Annotated in this window: 15 protein-coding genes; 5 read left to right on the top strand and 10 right to left on the bottom strand. The window is 44.8% G+C overall.

Annotation, left to right across the window (positions count from 1 at the left end):
• Window positions 1–70 precede the first annotated feature (70 nt).
• The 4 genes from MADE_RS15720 to MADE_RS15705 all read right to left on the bottom strand — a co-directional run bounded on the left by MADE_RS15720 (window position 71) and on the right by MADE_RS15705 (window position 3,761).
• The gene (locus tag MADE_RS15720) at window positions 71–1,504 is read right to left on the bottom strand and encodes a sensor domain-containing diguanylate cyclase (RefSeq protein WP_012519627.1); all 1,434 of its coding nucleotides are present in this window, start codon (window positions 1,502–1,504) and stop codon (window positions 71–73) included.
• Window positions 1,505–1,678: 174 nt separating this feature from the next.
• Window positions 1,679–2,491 (bottom strand): choice-of-anchor H family protein, encoded by an 813-nt coding sequence (locus MADE_RS15715; RefSeq protein WP_012519626.1) that lies wholly within the window; start codon window positions 2,489–2,491, stop codon window positions 1,679–1,681.
• A gap of 113 nt (window positions 2,492–2,604) precedes the next feature.
• A complete protein-coding gene (gene rraB, locus MADE_RS15710; RefSeq protein WP_012519625.1) occupies window positions 2,605–3,003 on the bottom strand; it encodes a ribonuclease E inhibitor RraB in 399 nt (132 codons plus the stop codon).
• Window positions 3,004–3,035: 32 nt separating this feature from the next.
• Window positions 3,036–3,761 (bottom strand): 1-acylglycerol-3-phosphate O-acyltransferase, encoded by a 726-nt coding sequence (locus MADE_RS15705; protein WP_012519624.1) that lies wholly within the window; start codon window positions 3,759–3,761, stop codon window positions 3,036–3,038.
• Window positions 3,762–3,966: 205 nt separating this feature from the next.
• On the opposite strand from MADE_RS15705, the gene MADE_RS15700 reads away from it, so the two are divergent.
• Window positions 3,967–5,106 carry an HD-GYP domain-containing protein gene (locus MADE_RS15700; protein WP_012519623.1) on the top strand — a complete coding sequence of 380 codons (1,140 nt, stop codon included), beginning with the start codon at window positions 3,967–3,969 and terminating at the stop codon, window positions 5,104–5,106.
• Window positions 5,107–5,196: 90 nt separating this feature from the next.
• Here MADE_RS15700 and glnG read toward each other — a convergent pair whose 3' ends face one another.
• The 4 genes from glnG to glnA all read right to left on the bottom strand — a co-directional run bounded on the left by glnG (window position 5,197) and on the right by glnA (window position 10,132).
• A complete protein-coding gene (gene glnG / locus MADE_RS15695) occupies window positions 5,197–6,606 on the bottom strand; it encodes a nitrogen regulation protein NR(I) (RefSeq protein ID WP_012519622.1) in 1,410 nt (469 codons plus the stop codon).
• Window positions 6,596–7,681, bottom strand: coding sequence for a nitrogen regulation protein NR(II) (glnL, locus tag MADE_RS15690; protein ID WP_012519621.1), 1,086 nt, complete (start codon window positions 7,679–7,681; stop codon window positions 6,596–6,598). The genes glnG and glnL overlap by 11 nt, the downstream gene beginning before the upstream one ends.
• A gap of 131 nt (window positions 7,682–7,812) precedes the next feature.
• The gene (locus tag MADE_RS15685; protein ID WP_012519620.1) at window positions 7,813–8,439 is read right to left on the bottom strand and encodes a DUF4124 domain-containing protein; all 627 of its coding nucleotides are present in this window, start codon (window positions 8,437–8,439) and stop codon (window positions 7,813–7,815) included.
• Between the two features lie 283 nt (window positions 8,440–8,722).
• Complete coding sequence (gene glnA, locus MADE_RS15680) at window positions 8,723–10,132, bottom strand: glutamate--ammonia ligase (protein WP_012519619.1); 1,410 nt, start codon at window positions 10,130–10,132, stop codon at window positions 8,723–8,725.
• 458 nt (window positions 10,133–10,590) lie between these two features.
• Here glnA and typA point away from each other — a divergent pair, with 458 nt between their 5' ends.
• From typA to MADE_RS15665, 3 genes are all read left to right on the top strand, one after another.
• Entirely contained in the window at window positions 10,591–12,423 is a 1,833-nt protein-coding gene (gene typA / locus MADE_RS15675) for a translational GTPase TypA (RefSeq protein WP_012519617.1), read from the top strand.
• Between the two features lie 237 nt (window positions 12,424–12,660).
• Window positions 12,661–13,038: a response regulator gene (locus tag MADE_RS15670; protein WP_012519616.1), complete on the top strand. Its 378-nt coding sequence runs from the start codon at window positions 12,661–12,663 to the stop codon at window positions 13,036–13,038.
• Window positions 13,039–13,179: 141 nt separating this feature from the next.
• A complete protein-coding gene (locus MADE_RS15665; protein ID WP_012519615.1) occupies window positions 13,180–14,355 on the top strand; it encodes a MalY/PatB family protein in 1,176 nt (391 codons plus the stop codon).
• 183 nt (window positions 14,356–14,538) lie between these two features.
• On the opposite strand, the gene MADE_RS15660 is transcribed toward MADE_RS15665, so the two are convergent.
• Entirely contained in the window at window positions 14,539–15,735 is a 1,197-nt protein-coding gene (locus MADE_RS15660) for an Nramp family divalent metal transporter (protein ID WP_012519614.1), read from the bottom strand.
• 240 nt (window positions 15,736–15,975) lie between these two features.
• Here MADE_RS15660 and MADE_RS15655 point away from each other — a divergent pair, with 240 nt between their 5' ends.
• Window positions 15,976–16,677, top strand: coding sequence for a UPF0149 family protein (locus MADE_RS15655; RefSeq protein WP_012519613.1), 702 nt, complete (start codon window positions 15,976–15,978; stop codon window positions 16,675–16,677).
• Between the two features lie 39 nt (window positions 16,678–16,716).
• Here the strand turns inward: MADE_RS15655 and MADE_RS15650 are convergent, their stop codons facing one another.
• Window positions 16,717–16,905 carry a hypothetical protein gene (locus MADE_RS15650; protein WP_012519612.1) on the bottom strand — a complete coding sequence of 63 codons (189 nt, stop codon included), beginning with the start codon at window positions 16,903–16,905 and terminating at the stop codon, window positions 16,717–16,719.
• Between the last annotated feature and the right edge of the window lie 84 nt (window positions 16,906–16,989).

Raw genomic sequence — 16,989 nt, 5'->3', positions numbered from 1 at the left:
TGCTTGTTCACCGTAGCGTTTGCGGGGCTTTGCTTTCTATAAAGTAGGTAGGGCTTGTTATTTCGTACCCTTAATTACATTCTTTTACTAATTTGGGCGTCACCAAAACATCTACATCTAGCGTACATTCAACAGCATTTCGACCGCTATTTTTGGCTTTATAAAGCGCATCATCTGCGGCTTTAAGTAATGCTTTTATCTCTGTATTTTCCGTTTTTTGCGTATACACCGCGCCAATACTCACGGTTACGTTTCGGCCTTTTAATATTGGTTGGGTGGTATGAAGGTGACATATCGTTTCGCGAAATCTTTCAAGCAACTGGTTGGCAGCCCTTGGTGTAGGTAGCGACATGCAGAATGCAAACTCCTCTCCGCCAATTCGTCCTATGCAATCTTCCTGACGAAATAGCTTTTGTAGAGTTTGTGCAACAGTAACGAGTACATCATCACCGAATGCATGGCCAAATTGATCATTGATCGATTTAAAATGATCGACATCGGCAATACCAACTAAAATCGCCTGTTTATTTCGGCAGGCAAGATGTAGGAATTTTTTAAGGCTGTCTAAAAATGCTCTTCTATTCGGTATGTGTGTTAGCGCGTCAACATAAGCTAATTTCTCTAGCTTCAGGTTAGCAGAGCGCAGCTCCCTAGTGCGGTTATTAACGAGCTGCTCTAAATTATCTTTAATTCTTTTAAGTTCTGCGTTTCGCTTATCTAATTGCTCGGTTTGAAACTTCGTCTCGCTAACATCGCGCTGTACCGCCGCGAAATGGGTAACTTCGCCATAGTCATTTGTGAGTGGAAATATATTCATTTGAACCCAAAACGGCTTACCTGTTTTTGTGTAGTTAAGCAGTGTTTCAGTACATGGTCGGTGCTCAAGTAGCGCTTGCCTTATGCGCTGAGTCGCCTCTTTGTCGGTAAGTGTGCCTTGAAATATTCGCGGCGTTTTACCAATTAGTTCCTCAAGCGTATACTCTGTATGCCTGCACAATGCTTCATTCGCATAAAATATCTTGGGAGAAAGTGGAGCATCAATATTTTTTGCTTCAGTGACTAAAATCATATCCTGTGCGTTTTGCACGATATCTTTATAAGAAAAGTTGTTCACTTTTTTCGTAATATCAACGAAGTAAACCACCACAAATGACGGGGTCTTGCCATTGACTTCATACTTCTCTGAGTAGGCATTGACGCTAAGCCATGTAATCTGGCCCGTTTCATGGTGGGTTGTACCTAATATCTGTTCATTAATAGCACTACCAGCGTTTAATACCTTGGAGATGGGGAGTTCGCTGTACGGTACTGTACGATTTTGCATATCTATGAACTCCCAAGCGTCCACATCCAGGCTTTTTTCTTTGAGTTGCTCTATGTTTAGGTTAAGAATTGCCAACGCCGCAGGGTTAGCGTACTCCACGGCACCTGATTCATTGTGAATAACCACGCCAATGTGCGTATTTTCCAGAAGATTAAACAAGTTAACATTGTCGATGCTCATAGCATTACACCAATTGAAAGCGTCAGTATGTACTGTTTTTATGGGTACATTGGCGAATCAACGTTAATTGATAGAGAAGGTTTAACTTATATAATAGACTTTAGTGTAAGAAATAGCCATAAGCTGTGTCTTGGCACAGCTTTTTAAAAAAACATTCGCGTTTGTAGCGGTTTATTAACGACGCGCTGTTGAGGCTCTACGGATAAGTGCAATGCCGCTTAGCAAGCACAACGTTAGAAAGGTCCAAGTACCGCCATGTTCCTCGACGATGACAATCGTGTCCTCTTGAACAAATTCGTGGTTTTCACTTTCAAGGGGAAGGTAAGCCAGTGCGCTGTCATCATAAGGGTCGGTAAAGACGACAAGCATTTCAGTGTCCGCATCATAAAGCTCTAATAAAATATCGTACTCGTCCGACGGGTAGCCAGAGACTAACGCACTTTCTATGGTAAAAGTGTCGGTAGAGTCTTCTGAGTAGATGTAGAAATCTGAAGTGACGTGAATGGCTTCATAGACATCATTCTTGCCTAAATACAGTACGGCGTACACTGGCGCTCGTGTGAAAATCGTATCGGCATCAAATTCGATAGAAAATGTTGAATGATAGCCATCATAGTCGATGTCCTGACTTAGCGTTACCCAGCTTTCATAAATCCAAAACTCGTTAATACTGCTTACCACGATATCGCTAGAAGATTTATTTACGCCGAGATGCTGCGTATGTGTTTGGGTTTTGACTAAGTGAGTGCTTTGTTGTGTGGCTTCATCAACACGTTGTGATACTGTCTCGTCGCTCTCTACAATGCCTGTGGTTTTAGGCTCAAGAGAAGCTGAAGGAGTAAAGGGCTTATCGTAACGATACTCTTTCGATTCAACGGTCTTAGTTTGTGGTTCAAGTTCGGTACTTGCATGCACAGGTGTAACGAGTGCTAGATGCAATGCCGCCACAGCAGGGTATGTGGTTAGTGCACAAAGTAAATTCTTCATCTGTCCATCCTTTTCCAATCGATAATGACCCTGTCATTGTTGACGGAAAAAGATGAACAAAAGCTGAAGGCTAACTTAACGCTTAATCAGCAATCGGGTGTAACCCAAGATGGTTAATCGTTCAGGTGATGTTCCTCTTCCTCATACTCACCCTCTTCGCGAGGTTCAAAATAGGTTCCCCAGCCGTCGTAGGTAACGTCGTGCTTATCGGCAATTTTGAGCAGCGCGTCAGCGTCGGCATTGAGCTTTTCAATATCAAGCTTTCTTTCTACCACGGCATCGAAACAAAAAATGGTTTCGCCATCATCTAACATTAACTCTTCTGCATCAGTGACTTCAAAGCCCGCTTTGAAGGCGTCGACGGCGGCTTTTTCAAGCACGTCAAAGTCGGTACTCGCGAAGTGATGCTCAATGGTATAGTCGGCATCGGCTTGACTGCCATCTTCTAGAAGGGCATCGATGGTTTCTTGGTTAAACGCGTACCACTCTTCTCTTTCATCGAACTGATTCATAATAAATACTCATTAGCAATTTTGACGCAAGTTTACCTGCTTTTTTCCAGTTCATCGACCTGAGTATTGAGCGCGTCGAACTTTTGTTTCATTTCATCGTTGAAATGGGTCATCCATTCTTTAATGGTATGCGCGTCGGTAAGCGGCTGAGGAGCTGCAATATCAATGAGCACAATGCCATTATCCCAGCGATTCCATTTTACTTTTTTATGTAGGTTGCTTGCAGTAACCATAACTACGGATTCGTTAGTGGTTTTTGCTAACCGGAAGGCCCCTTGTTTGAAAGGCAGTATTCCACGGCCATAACTGCGCGTACCTTCTGGAAATAACCACACTGACGTCTTCTTTTTCGCAATACGTTTAGCTGCAATATCCAGCGTATTTCGGGCTTTACCTGAATTTTTTCTGTCTATCATTATATTGCCCGATAGCCAGTAAATTTGACCAAAAATAGGTATCCACTTAAGGCTTTTTTTGCCTATTGTTACCACACCCGGTAGGGCCGCTTTGCATATGGTGATGACGTCAAAACTATTTTGGTGATTAGCAATAAATACATAAGGTTCGTTAATTTTTACGGCAGGATCTTTTCTAATAATAATCTTAAGCCCAACGATTTTCGCCATTAGCGAATATAGGCTACCTGCAGCATGCACATTATCTTTATGAAATGGCCTTACAATACAAACAAGCAGCAACACGATGTTTATTAGTAAGAATCCGATAAATAGTGCGGGGATGCGGAATAAAGCGATCAAAACAACTCCTAGATACAATTGACGCGCGCAGTATAGATGAAGTTTCAGCGTACACTTGTCCGATGAGTTTTTATAGGTCTATTGATGCATTCGGTCATAAGTTGAAAAAGTCGTTGTGTTTATCACCTTTAGTATGAGGAAATTTTGCCGATACCCGATTACAATAATAGAAAGCTTAAGCGAACCTAACTCGGTAATTAACAATATGCAGACATTTACTCCAGATGACCTAGAAGAGGATATTCTTGCTGACCTAATGGAGGAAATTAACGAACTCTATGAATCAAGTGAGCAAACGTTGATTGAGTTAGAGCTTCGCCCTGAAGATAACGAGTTGCAGCGCGCGCTTTTCCGTTCAATTCATACCATTAAAGGCGATTTGGGGTTAGTTAACTTTTCGCCTATGATCCCGCTTCTACAGCATGTTGAAGACCTACTAGACTACCTTCGCAAAGGGCAGGTTGCCTATACCAGCACCATGAGTGACTTAGTGCTGCTAACGATGGATAGGGTAAAAGCCTTCGTTGAAAATGTTATGGCCAATGGTAAAGCCGACTATGATGATAGCCTTCATAATCAGCTCGTCTTAGCAATTAGCCGAGTTACGCCTGATAATGCCGCTGATCATGAAAAGCGCCTTACCGAAGCAGTGCTTTTACTTAACCCCGCACTTGATGTTGTAAGCAGCGACGACGACCCGCAACGTGTTCAAATAAAGCCACCAACCTTAGCGGCTACGGGTATTCCAAAAGATATTAGTAGCGAGAAAAAACAAGATATATTGTTCTTTCGCGATCTAATGCAATCGATAGAGCGTCGATCAGACTATTGGGCTGGTAGAGGTGATCGTATTGCGAAATTGGCTATGTATATAAATGATGTGGCTGAAAATCCCATTGATGAAGATCAGCTTGCTGTTGCCAGCTATGTCCATGATTTTGGAATGGCCTTTATGCCGTTGAAACTACTGCACAAAGGCGACACGTTAAGTGAGATTGAGTTTAATCTTATGCGCTCCCACGTTTACAAAAGTGCTCGGCTATTGGAACACCTGGACCAGTGGGACATGGCACGCAAGATTGTGATGCAGCACCACGAGCGCACAGACGGTACTGGCTATCCCCTTGGCCTTAAGGAAGACGATATCTGCGATGGCGCCAAACTACTTGCCATTGTTGATACCTACGATGCAATGACGCACCCGAGAGCGCACAATGAAGATAACGTACTATCTAAGAAAGACGCAGTGATTGAAATTAACCGCAGCGCAAAAGGGCAGTTCAGTATGAAGTGGGTAAGATTGTTTAACCAAGGCATGACGGCACTTTTAACCAAAGGTCAGTAGCCTAATTCGCGGTCGCTGTGTACGTAAGCGCTAATGCATAATGATTAAGTGCATTAGCGCTTGGTATATAAACGCTCAGGGAGTAAATGGTTAATTAACGCCAAGCTCCTTAAGCTTTCTGGTTAATGTATTGCGCCCCCAACCTAACCGCTTAGCAGCGTCTTGTTTATGGCCGTGGGTATGCTGTAGCGCGCGCTCAAGCATCACGCGCTCAAAGGTAAGCATGGCATCGTTTAAGATGTTGTGATGGCCGTCGCGCAGCTGTTTGTCGGTCCAACTTGCTAATAAGTCTGGCCAGTCACCTGATTCTGCACTTGGCTTTTCAATCGAACTATCGCTGTGGATTTCAGGAGGTAGATCGCTGGGAAGGACCTCTTGCCCACTTGCCATAACCGTTAGCCAGCGGCATACGTTTTCTAGTTGCCTTACGTTGCCAGGCCAGGGAAGCTGCGACATTACGCGCTCAGCGTCTTTCGATATGCTCTTGGCTTCAACATCAAGTTCTTTGGCAGCGCGGCGTAGGAAGTGGCGTGTTAACAGCGGAATATCTTCGCGGCGTTCGTTGAGTGATGGAAGATGCACGCGAATAACATTTAGGCGGTGAAATAAATCTTCCCTGAACTTACCTTCAGCAACCCTTTGTTCTAAGTTTTGGTGTGTGGCGGCGATGATGCGCACGTCCACGCTTACTGACTGGTGACCACCCACGCGATAAAACTGCCCATCGGCTAGCACGCGCAAAAGGCGGGTTTGCACATCAAGAGGCATATCACCAATTTCGTCTAAAAATAATGTACCGCCGTCGGCTTGTTCAAAGCGGCCTTGGCGGGCGGCTTGTGCGCCGGTAAACGCGCCTTTTTCGTGGCCAAATAACTCAGACTCTACAAGGTCTGCTGGAATGGCGGCCATGTTAAGGGCGATGAAGGGTTTGCTGGCTCTGGGGCTGTGCCTGTGAAGAGCGTGCGCGACGAGTTCTTTACCCGTACCCGATTGACCGTTGATAAGCACACTGATTGAAGAGCGAGACAGGCGACCTATGGCACGAAACACTTCCTGCATGGCAGGGGCTTCGCCAATAATTTCCGTTACCACGTCTTCGACTTGCGCTTTGGAAACCGTGGATTGCTCTCTGGAATGAGCAAGCGCACGCTGGGTTAACGTTACCGCCTCGTCTATATCAAATGGCTTTGGCAAATATTCAAATGCGCCTTTTTGATAGGCGTTAACCGCGCTATCTAAATCCGAATGCGCCGTCATAATGATAACGGGCAGCATGGGGTGCGAAGCATGCACTTCGTTCAGTAATGCCATGCCGTCCATTTGTGGCATTCTAATATCTGAAATGATGACTTCAGGTGCTTGACCGCTTTGAAGTTGAAGCAATAAATCTTCAGGGTTTTCAAAACTTAAGCAGCTTATATCTGCTGCTTGTAAGGCCTTTTGCAGCACCCAACGAATAGAACTGTCGTCATCGACAATCCACACAGACTCATTCGTCATCGTCTGTCTCCTTACGATCTATTGGTAGATAAATTACGAACTCAGTGTGACCAGGGTAGCTGTCTACATCTATTTTGCCGCCGTGGTGGTTAATAAGGGTTTGAGAAATAGACAAACCCAGCCCAGAGCCATTTTGTTTACTTGTGACCATGGGGTAGAAAAGCGTGTCTTTTATTTCGGGAGGTATACCTGGGCCGTTATCAATAATTTTTATTTTCGCGACAAGTGCATACCGTTTGGTTTGAATTGTCATTTGGCGCTCAATACGTGTAACCAACCTAATTTCTGGATGTGGTGTTTGACTTTCGTTTAGCGCCTGTACACTGTTGCGAACAATGTTGAGTACCGCCTGTTGAATCATGTCTGGATCAAGCAATAATGGGGGGATACTCGGGTCGTAATCGCGCACAATAGTAATCGGGTTGTCTGAATCAAAGCGCATCAAGCTACGTATTTTCTCTAACGCTTGATGCACATTGCTTTCTTCAAATCTAGGAAGTGAATTTGGCCCTAATAAACGGTCCACCAAATTGCGCAAACGATCAGACTGCTCAATGATCATGCGGGTAAATTCTTTATGCTCTTCTGATAGCTCTTTTTCTAACAGCTGGGCTGCACCACGAATTCCGCCTAACGGATTTTTAATTTCATGAGCCAGTCCTCGCACTAGCTCTCGAGCAGCATAATGCTGTGCATTTTGTAGGTTTTCCCGTGAGATACGCTTTTGTTGGTCAATTTTTTTAACTTCAAAAAGCAGTCTAGGCCCGTCTTCGAAATGTAAGTTCGTCACCGTGAGGTCGGCAGATACATAGCGATTATCTCTGAACGCTAATTTAATTTCATTTTCTGTAAAGTCTTCGCCTTTTCTTATTGCGGCTTTTAGGCGCGTTGTTTCTATTGTGCCTGGCAGAAAAAAATCTTGAAGAGGGTGCCCGATAAGTTGCTTTAAGCCCGTTTCAAACAAGGCTTCGCCAGCATGGTTGGCGTAAACAATAGTCAGCTTATTATCCACCATCACTAACGCGGTATTAAGGCTATTAATTAGCTGTTGTGTCTCTAACTCGGTTGAATGCATCCGAGCTCGTCTCCTTTGCACCATTATTGTGCATTGTAGCTTGCATTGATGCGTTGCGCGAATGAAAGAGGTCAATGAATTATTGTTACTGAACCTCTGTGGTGCGCTTACAAAGCAGTGATTGCACGCTATTAGTTATTAATTAACGCTGATGCCTGATGAAGGTACAGGGTTTGTACTGGAGACGATGCAAGAGTCTTGCCCGTATTGTTAGTTAGTTCAACTTTATAAGTATGTGCCCCACGATGGATACCGGATAGCTTAAAAATGCCAGAACTGTTGCTAGCTATTGGGGCGTCGTCAAAAATTAATCGGTAAATTGGGGCTTTAGGTGCACCAGTTTGAGCCGCTGAAATGGTGAGATCACCTAGGTTGTTGCGGATGGTCGCTTCGGGGGCCGGATTTTTTATTACCACCTTATACTTCGGCTTAGGGGCTTTCTGGGGCGCAGGCGGGGGAGGTGTAACCTTTGCTGCCTTTACAACATTCTGTGTTTGACCATCAAATGATAGGGGCTCTGCGTTTGGCTGAGGTTTATCGGTAAAGGTAATAACGCCGTTCTCATCCACCACTTTGTAGATTTTTGGTGGCGCGTTTGACGGTGTCGCGGAATCGCTGGTATTCATTTCGTCATCGGGTCGTTCTGACGCTTGTTGGTCATTGGCTTGGTTTTGCGCTGCAGAATAAACGTTAAACGGTAAATTGCCCGAGGTTAATAGCAATAATATGAAGAATATCTTTCCCGTTTTATTTCGCACGTGTGGTTTACCTGTTCGCGATAGTCATAAGTTTTAGCCTTATTTCCACTGAAGGCCTTAAGCATGACGACAGTGGGCTAGTAACTAACATAGTGTGAACAAGCTTAGAGTGCAATAGCTACTGCACGCAGAAGTAAATTACGTAGGCGCTGATACAGTTAATTGATCTTATAGTGCAGCAAAATGTTGAGTAAATAACAGGCTCGAAAACGTGGTTGATAACTAGCAGCCATAAAAAAGCCCGCAAAGCGGGCTTTAGTATAAGTTGCTATACAGGGTGTAATTACAAGCTGTAGTACATGTCGAACTCAACAGGGTGAGTTGTCATGTTAAGTTTAGTGACTTCTTCAGACTTAAGGTCGATGTATGCATCAATCATGTCGTCAGTCATAACGCCACCCGCTTTAAGGAAGTCACGGTCGTTATCAAGTGCTTCAAGTGCCATTTCTAGCGAGCTTGCAACAGTTGGAATTTCAGCCGCTTCTTCTGCTGGTAGGTCGTACAAGTCTTTATCCATCGCATCGCCAGGGTGGATCTTGTTCTTAATACCGTCAAGGCCAGCCATTAGCATTGCTGAGAACGCAAGGTAAGGGTTAGCTGTTGGGTCAGGGAAACGTACTTCGATACGACGTGCTTTATCGCTCGTTACGTGAGGGATACGAATTGACGCAGAGCGGTTACGTGCAGAGTATGCAAGCATTACCGGCGCTTCGAACCCAGGAACTAGACGCTTGTATGAGTTAGTTGAAGCGTTAGCAAAGGCGTTGATTGCACGTGCGTGCTTAATAATACCGCCAATGTAGTAAAGTGCTTCTTCAGAAAGACCAGCGTACTTGTCACCCGCAAAGATGTTTACGCCATCTTTAGAGATAGACTGGTGGCAGTGCATACCAGAACCGTTATCACCAACAAGTGGCTTAGGCATGAAGGTCGCAGTTTGGCCGTATGCGTGTGCTACGTTGTGCACAACATACTTATAAACTTGAATTTCATCCGCTTTTTTAACTAGCGTGTTGAATTCGCAAGCAATTTCGTTTTGACCCGCTGTGGCTACTTCGTGGTGGTGAGCTTCAATCACAAGGCCCATTTCTTCCATTACCATACACATAGCAGCACGAATGTCGTGTGCAGAGTCTACTGGTGGTACTGGGAAGTAACCGCCTTTAACGCCTGGACGGTGCGCCATGTTACCGCCTTCAAACTCTTCACCTGAGTTCCACTTGGCTTCTGATGAATCGATCTTGTAGAACGAGCCTGCCATGTCAGTGTGGAAGCGAACATCGTCGAAAAGGAAAAATTCTGGCTCTGGGCCGAAGAAACATGTGTCGCCGATACCTGTTGATTTCAAGTACTCTTCTGCGCGACGTGCAACAGAACGTGGGTCACGCTCGTAACCTTCCATTGTTGAAGGCTCAACGATGTCACAGCGAATGTTTACCTGAGTCTCTTCTGCGAAAGGGTCTACAACGCAGCTGTCTGCGTCTGGAAGAAGAACCATGTCTGATTCGTTGATGCCTTTCCAGCCAGCGATTGAAGAACCGTCGAACATTTTACCTTCTTCGAAAAACTCTTCATCAACAACGCTCGCAGGGATAGATACGTGTTGTTCTTTACCTTTAGTATCGGTAAAACGTAAATCTACAAACTTCGCTTCACTTTCTTTAATCAGCTCTAATGCCTTATCTACTGACATCGTGTCCTCCAGGTTTAATGTAAAAATGCGGAATGATCAGCTTCACTCCAACAGTGGAAAAAGTGAAAGCGATTATCATGCCATCTATATGCATGCCGATTTCAGCGGCATAGACAGGCATATATCACTTCCTTTTGATAGTTTATGCACCAAAAATGTGCAATCATGCTTCTTTTTGGTGCTTTGTACTGGTTTGTACGTCATTTAGCCTAGATTAGTTTGTAGCACATCACCACCGAATCTGATCAATTCGGTGCAATAGAGGTGGTCGTTTTTTAAACTGGGTGGGTTAAAGTGATAAAACTTGCTTCTAATTAAAAAAAGATGCGCAAACGTCGTGGTTTTTCTGTACAATCCGCGCAAATTTTTCTATCTGCATTTTTTTGCAACAAATCTAATGCAGACTTATTCGATTCCCGAATTAAGTTGGCATCGATTTACACAGGCTCTATATAAGCATGAATACCACTGATATTAGTAAATTGCGTAATATCGCAATCATCGCCCACGTTGACCACGGTAAAACCACCTTGGTAGACAAACTGTTACAGCAGTCTGGCACCCTTGAATCACGAGGCGAGCAAGAAGAGCGCGTAATGGACTCGAATGACATCGAGAAAGAACGTGGCATTACCATCCTAGCTAAGAACACAGCGATTAACTGGAACGACTACCGTATCAACATTGTAGATACTCCAGGACACGCTGACTTCGGTGGTGAAGTAGAGCGCGTTATGTCAATGGCCGACTCTGTACTTCTACTTGTAGATGCACAAGAAGGTCCAATGCCTCAAACCCGTTTTGTAACTCAAAAAGCGTTTGCTCAAGGCCTTAAGCCTATTGTTGTTATCAACAAAATTGATAAGCCAGGCGCACGTCCTGACTGGGTTATGGACCAAGTGTTCGACCTGTTCGACAACTTAGGTGCAACGGACGAGCAGCTTGATTTCCAAGTTGTATACGCTTCAGCGCTTAACGGTTGGGCGTCACATGACGCTGATGAGCCAAAAGAAGATATGACGGCGTTATTTGAAACCATCGTTGAACAAGTTTCTGCTCCAGATGCAGACATCGACGGTCCTTTCCAAATGCAGATTTCTCAACTTGATTACAACTCATACGTTGGCGTAATCGGTGTTGGTCGTGTTAAGCGTGGGTCTGTTAAGCCTAACCAGCAAGTAACCGTGGTGACTGCTGAAGGTGAAAAACGCAATGGTAAAGTTGGTCTAGTTTACGGTTATCTTGGTCTAGCTCGCCACGAAGTTGAATCTGCTCACGCGGGTGACATTATTGCCATTACAGGTCTAGGCGAACTTAAGATCTCCGACACGATTTGTGATGTGAACACTGTAGAAGCGCTTCCGCCACTAACGGTTGATGAGCCTACCGTAACCATGACGTTCCAAGTAAACACCTCACCATTTGCTGGTAAAGAAGGTAAATACGTAACTTCACGTAACATTCTTGAGCGTCTTAAAGACGAGCTAGTACACAACGTTGCGCTTCGCGTAGAAGAAATGCCAGATCCTGATAAATTCCGCGTGTCTGGTCGTGGTGAGCTTCACTTAGGTATTCTTATCGAGAATATGCGTCGTGAAGGTTATGAACTTGCTGTATCTCGTCCAGAAGTAATCCTTAAAGAAGTTGATGGCGAAACGCAGGAGCCGTACGAAACACTGACTATCGACTGTGAAGAGCAGCACCAAGGCTCTATCATGGAACAGCTTGGCCTTCGCAAAGCTGAAATGACAGACATGTCTCCAGATGGCAAAGGTCGTGTACGTATCGACTTCGTTATTCCAAGCCGCGGCCTAATTGGTTTCCAAACTGAATTCATGACAATGACGTCGGGTTCTGGTCTGCTTTACCACACGTTCGATCACTACGGACCGTACAAAGGCGGTATCATTGGTAAGCGTAAGAACGGTGTTCTAATTGCTAACGCAAACGGTAAAGCACTAACCAACGCCTTGTTTAACCTTCAAGAGCGTGGTCGCCTATTTATCGGTCACGGTGTAGAAGTTTACGAAGGTATGGTTATCGGTATTCACAGCCGTGATAACGACCTTACCGTAAATGCACTTAAAGGTAAGCAGCTAACGAACGTTCGTGCATCGGGTACTGATGAAGCGCAAACTCTAGTTCCACCAATCAAGATGTCACTTGAACAAGCGCTTGAGTTCATCGACGATGACGAACTAGTAGAAGTTACGCCTGAGTCTATCCGTATTCGTAAGAAGCTTCTTACTGAAAACGAGCGTAAGCGCGCGTCACGAGCGCCTAAGTCTTAATATAAAACAAGACAAAAAATATCATTTTAAAATGCCAGCTTATGCTGGCATTTTTTGTTGAGCTACTATTTCGCATTTAGGGCTATATACGGCCACAACGGCCCAAATATCGACCAAAGGTTAGTGGTCAAACTCTCGTATGACTTCTATGCTTACATCTGCAAGTTCAATTGATTTAATTCATTATCTAAGTCGTTGTATGATAGTGAATAACTACTAACTTTTAAGGGGAAAAACGTGTTTTCAGTAGCTGTAGTTGAAGATGACCCTATTACACTCGACCTTATCACCGATGCGTTGGAAACGCAGTTAGATGCTACCGTGTACCCGTTTACCCGCAGCAAGTTCGCTAGAGACTTTTTACTCCAACAAACGACAGATTCCATAAGCCTTATCATTAGCGACCAGGTAATGCCTGACTATGACGGGTTAAGCTTATTAAAAACTTGTCAAGCGTATGGCTTAGACGTGCCCTTTTTACTCATTACCGCAGACCCTAATAAGGAATTAGTGATGGAAGCCCGTAAATTGCAAGTGACCGGATTTTTAGCTAAACCTTTAAATATGGATGAGTTAATTCAAAAGTCCAAAGATGCAGTATCACAAGCGAGTTAGTTATACGAGGTACATGGATTCGCCTCTATTTAAGTTCAATTCGATATAGCAAAATTGTGTTAATTCACCGTACTCCCCCTAGTTTATAGCGCAGGAAACTTCTACACTGGTGCCACAAGTTTTTATGCAACAGGATGTAAAGTGAGCACGTTATTCGATAATACTCCCCCTCGAAAAGATACCTTCTCGTTTAAATGGCAAAAGTACAAAGGAAAAGACATTATTCCTGCGTGGGTTGCTGATACCGAATTTCGTTGTGCTCAGCCAATTCTAGACGCCATCTCAAGCTATGTAGACCACGGAAATATGGGATACATACTGCCCGCGCATCACGAAGGCGCTATTCAGGCGGTAGTTAAGTGGCTTAAAGATAAACACAATTGGGAAATCGAGCCTGAGTGGCTTGTGTGGACACCAGGTGTAGTTCCTGCCTTTAATGTCGCCTGCAAGGCTTACTGCGAGCCAGGGGATAAGGTGCTTATCCAGACCCCCAATTATCCGCCATTGTTAGCTGCACCTAAACTAAACGGCTTAGAGCGCGTTGATATTGGTACGGTGGTTCAACATGATAACGGCGATAGCTCAGAGACGATTAACGAAGTGGAAGGCGCGCGCTATACACTAGATTTTGATGCACTAGAGCGAGAAGCGGCAGACCCTAAATGTAAGCTGTTTATTCTGTGTAACCCAATGAATCCTGTGGGTTCGGTACTTTCTAAAGAAGAGTTAGATCGCATTGCCGACATTTGTAATGCAAATAACGTTACGCTTTGTTCAGATGAAATTCACTGTGACCTAATTCTTGAAGAGGGCAAACAGCACATACCCGCTGGGCGTGAAGTCAATCTTGCCGATAATAGCGTTACGCTGATGGCTGCAAGTAAGACCTTTAATATTGCAGGCTTGGGCACGTCATTCGCCATTATTCCTAACAGGCAACTGCGCCAGTCATTTACTAATGCGGCGGCGGGCATTGTGCCCTGGGTTACTGTGCTAGGACTGGCAGCGACTGAAGCGGCATTTACCCAGTGTGACGACTGGCACCAGGCGCAAATTGCATACCTTCGCGAAAATAGAGACATGGTATTTAACACTATTAACAGCATAGACGGGCTGCGTATGCTTAAAGCCGATGCGACATTTTTAGCTTGGGTAGATGCCAGTGGGTTAGGCGTAGAAAATGTTCAGCAATGGGCACAAGAGAAGGGCGTTGGTCCATCTCCAGGTATTGATTTCCATAAAGCCGACCACTTTAGAATTAACTTTGGCTGCAGCAAATCCATGCTCCAAGACATTCTTCAACGCCTCGCCAGCTAAGAGAAGGGGTAAGAGTACTTTTCTAACTTATGAGCGTTGTTAAAAAGGGCCAAAGTATGCCTTTGGCCCTTCTCATATGCAGCGAGGCTATCGGTCACATGGGTTCACAGTTACCTTGGTTACTCACGACGATAACCCAAAAAAGGGGCTAAATTACTCTGCCCCTTTCTTGTTTTCTTGACGTTAGCTAAACACCCCAATGAGCTTATACAAACCTAGCCCAATAACGGTACCCACTACAACAAAGCCTGCTAGGTTACTCTTCCACGTATTCCTGAATTCGCCTAGTGCGGTGCTTTTATTCATAACAACCAACAAGAAAATGGCAATAATAGGCAGTAAAAGGGCATTAGTAGCTTGTGCAAACAAGATTGCTGGTAAGGGCTTAAAGCCCAGCGCTGCCACACTTACGCCTACCACGATGATGATAAACCATACCGCTTTAAAGCTCTTGCTTTGCATGTCGTCAGACAGCCCCAGTGCCCCCGTTACGGCATAAGCTGCGGCCAATGGTGCTGTGATAGCACTGGTAAGGCCTGCTGCGAATAACCCAAGCGCAAAGAACCACTGCGCTTTATCACCTAGTACAGGCTTAAGTTGCTCGCCCATATTCGAGGCATCCATAGTGGCGGCTTGATTAAAAAACGCCATCATAGCCGTTGCCATTACGATAAGTGTAATTAGCCCGCCCATGCTTATGGCTTTCGCCGACTGATTGCGACAGGCTACTACCGCGTCCTGTTTGTTCTGGCCCCGAGATGACTTGGCAACAAGGCTGGCGTGTAGAAATAAATTGTAAGGAACAATAGTGGTGCCAATAAGTGCAAGTACTGTCGTAATGGCGTCTGCGTCGAGGCGCGGTGAAAGAAGCTGACTAAACATGACTGCAATGTCAGGTTTGGCCACTAAAAGCGTAACCAGAAACACGCCCGCCATGATAAATACCAGGTAAACAAGCACGGTTTCAATCCATTTGTAGCTTCCGGACCAAAGCAAAACAATGGCAATTGTGCCGAGGATGCTGGCCCATGGACCTATGCCGATACTAATAAAGGCATCTAAGCCAATAGCCGCGCCGGTTAAATTTCCTGATTCATAGGCGGCGTTTCCAATACCAATGGCGCTAACAATTAACACAATAAATGCGTTTTTAAGCCAAGGTTTATACGCCATATTTTTCATAGCGCTGGCTAAGCCCTGACCACTTGCCACGCCTAATCGAGCGGCCATGTCTTGCAGTACGATGGTTGCGAAGATGGAAAATAGCAGTGCCCACACCAGGTGAAAACCAAAGTTTGCACCCGCCAAACTGGCTGTAGTTACTGTTCCAGGGCCTATAAAGGCGGCCGCGATGATATATCCTGATTTATCTTTTGCCATTGCAACGACTCTTAGTTAAGTTTTGCTATCATGACAATAGGTAGGCGAGCACGCAACAGTACCGCTAAACCAATACAGTAACAGATTGGTTTTAAACCTATTGTCGCGTGCCCAATGCAAGTGTCGTGCTTTACTTTATGCCTTATATGAATGATATAAGGCTTTAAAAACGCCCCCTTGCAAAGTGGCCGCGCAGACTACCGTTTCATGAAAGAGAACGCAAATTAAAATAGGACTGTAATGGTGAATGACGGGTTTCCAATAAATACAATCAGCGATATTGTTTCATTACCTAGCTTTAGAGAGGTTCTGCCAAGTCCCCATCATATTGATGGAATGATATTCGCTGTGGCATCGGCGCCTGAAATTCCGATGCCGGAACAATGGATGCCTTGGCTTATTCAGTCTAGCAACAGCCAACTGGTCGATAAAGATGTAGATAAGTTAGCCGACGCTCTCATGAACGGCCTGCGCGCGCATTTAGACTTTATGCGTCAAGAAAAGTCTCCCCTTCCTTGCGAATTGCTAAAAACGTTAGAAATAGAAGGTAGCGCCTACCCATCCCCCGCACTAGAAAATTGGTTAAATGGACTATTACAGGTGCATAAACAGTTAGAACCGGTGTGGGAAGATGCATGGCAGCACTTAGAGAAAAACAGCACTGCTAGTAAAGAAGTGCCTCCAGACGATAAACCGGCTTCATCTGAGCAGGCAGAGCCTGCGGAATCAAGGTTATCACGGTGTTTAAAGTTGTTTTCTACACTGGCGAACGTGGAATTAGCACTTTCATATCGAAATGAGAAGCAAGCGAAGGAGCTCAAAGGCAACATGGGGCTGCTTGTAAAGCAGTTGCCATCGGTACTCGCAGATTACACGAACCTTTCAGGGGAGCTTGCAAGTTCCTTACCTAATCAATTTGAAATGTATACCAAAATAACTTAATGAAAAGCATTATATGGTGCTGTAGCTGATTGCAGTAAATTAACGCTGCCGTTGATACTGACGTTGATTTAGCGTGTGCTTAAGCGAAGCGGTATAGGTGTCTAGCTCTAGCTTCGCTTTTTCATATTGCTCGTTAAGCAGGCTAGAAGCAGGCTCTCTCATAAGCGCCTTGAAGGCGAGGTCGGTTTGCTTTAGCAAATGTTTAAGGTGCTGATTACTATCATCCATGGTAAGTCTTCCGATCTGAACAATTCATTAAAACCGAGAAGTGGGGTCTACTCGGCGACTATGTGTACATCAACATCACGTTTA

Origin of the sequence: Alteromonas mediterranea DE (assembly GCF_000020585.3) — a bacterium.
Lineage (GTDB): Bacteria > Pseudomonadota > Gammaproteobacteria > Enterobacterales > Alteromonadaceae > Alteromonas > Alteromonas mediterranea.
This window is presented reverse-complemented; position numbering and strand designations above follow the sequence as displayed.

Bases quoted from the DNA above. Each gene is read 5' to 3' on its own strand.
- MADE_RS15660 (WP_012519614.1), bottom strand. From the start codon at position 15,735: ATGGCAAAAGATAAATCAGGATATATCATCGCGGCCGCCTTTATAGGC.
- MADE_RS15655 (WP_012519613.1), top strand. From the start codon at position 15,976: ATGGTGAATGACGGGTTTCCAATAAATACAATCAGCGATATTGTTTCA.
- MADE_RS15700 (WP_012519623.1), top strand. From the start codon at position 3,967: ATGCAGACATTTACTCCAGATGACCTAGAAGAGGATATTCTTGCTGAC.
- MADE_RS15650 (WP_012519612.1), bottom strand. From the start codon at position 16,905: ATGGATGATAGTAATCAGCACCTTAAACATTTGCTAAAGCAAACCGAC.
- typA (WP_012519617.1), top strand. From the start codon at position 10,591: ATGAATACCACTGATATTAGTAAATTGCGTAATATCGCAATCATCGCC.
- glnG (WP_012519622.1), bottom strand. From the start codon at position 6,606: ATGACGAATGAGTCTGTGTGGATTGTCGATGACGACAGTTCTATTCGT.
- glnA (WP_012519619.1), bottom strand. From the start codon at position 10,132: ATGTCAGTAGATAAGGCATTAGAGCTGATTAAAGAAAGTGAAGCGAAG.
- rraB (WP_012519625.1), bottom strand. From the start codon at position 3,003: ATGAATCAGTTCGATGAAAGAGAAGAGTGGTACGCGTTTAACCAAGAA.
- MADE_RS15715 (WP_012519626.1), bottom strand. From the start codon at position 2,491: ATGAAGAATTTACTTTGTGCACTAACCACATACCCTGCTGTGGCGGCA.
- glnL (WP_012519621.1), bottom strand. From the start codon at position 7,681: ATGCATTCAACCGAGTTAGAGACACAACAGCTAATTAATAGCCTTAAT.
- MADE_RS15720 (WP_012519627.1), bottom strand. From the start codon at position 1,504: ATGAGCATCGACAATGTTAACTTGTTTAATCTTCTGGAAAATACGCAC.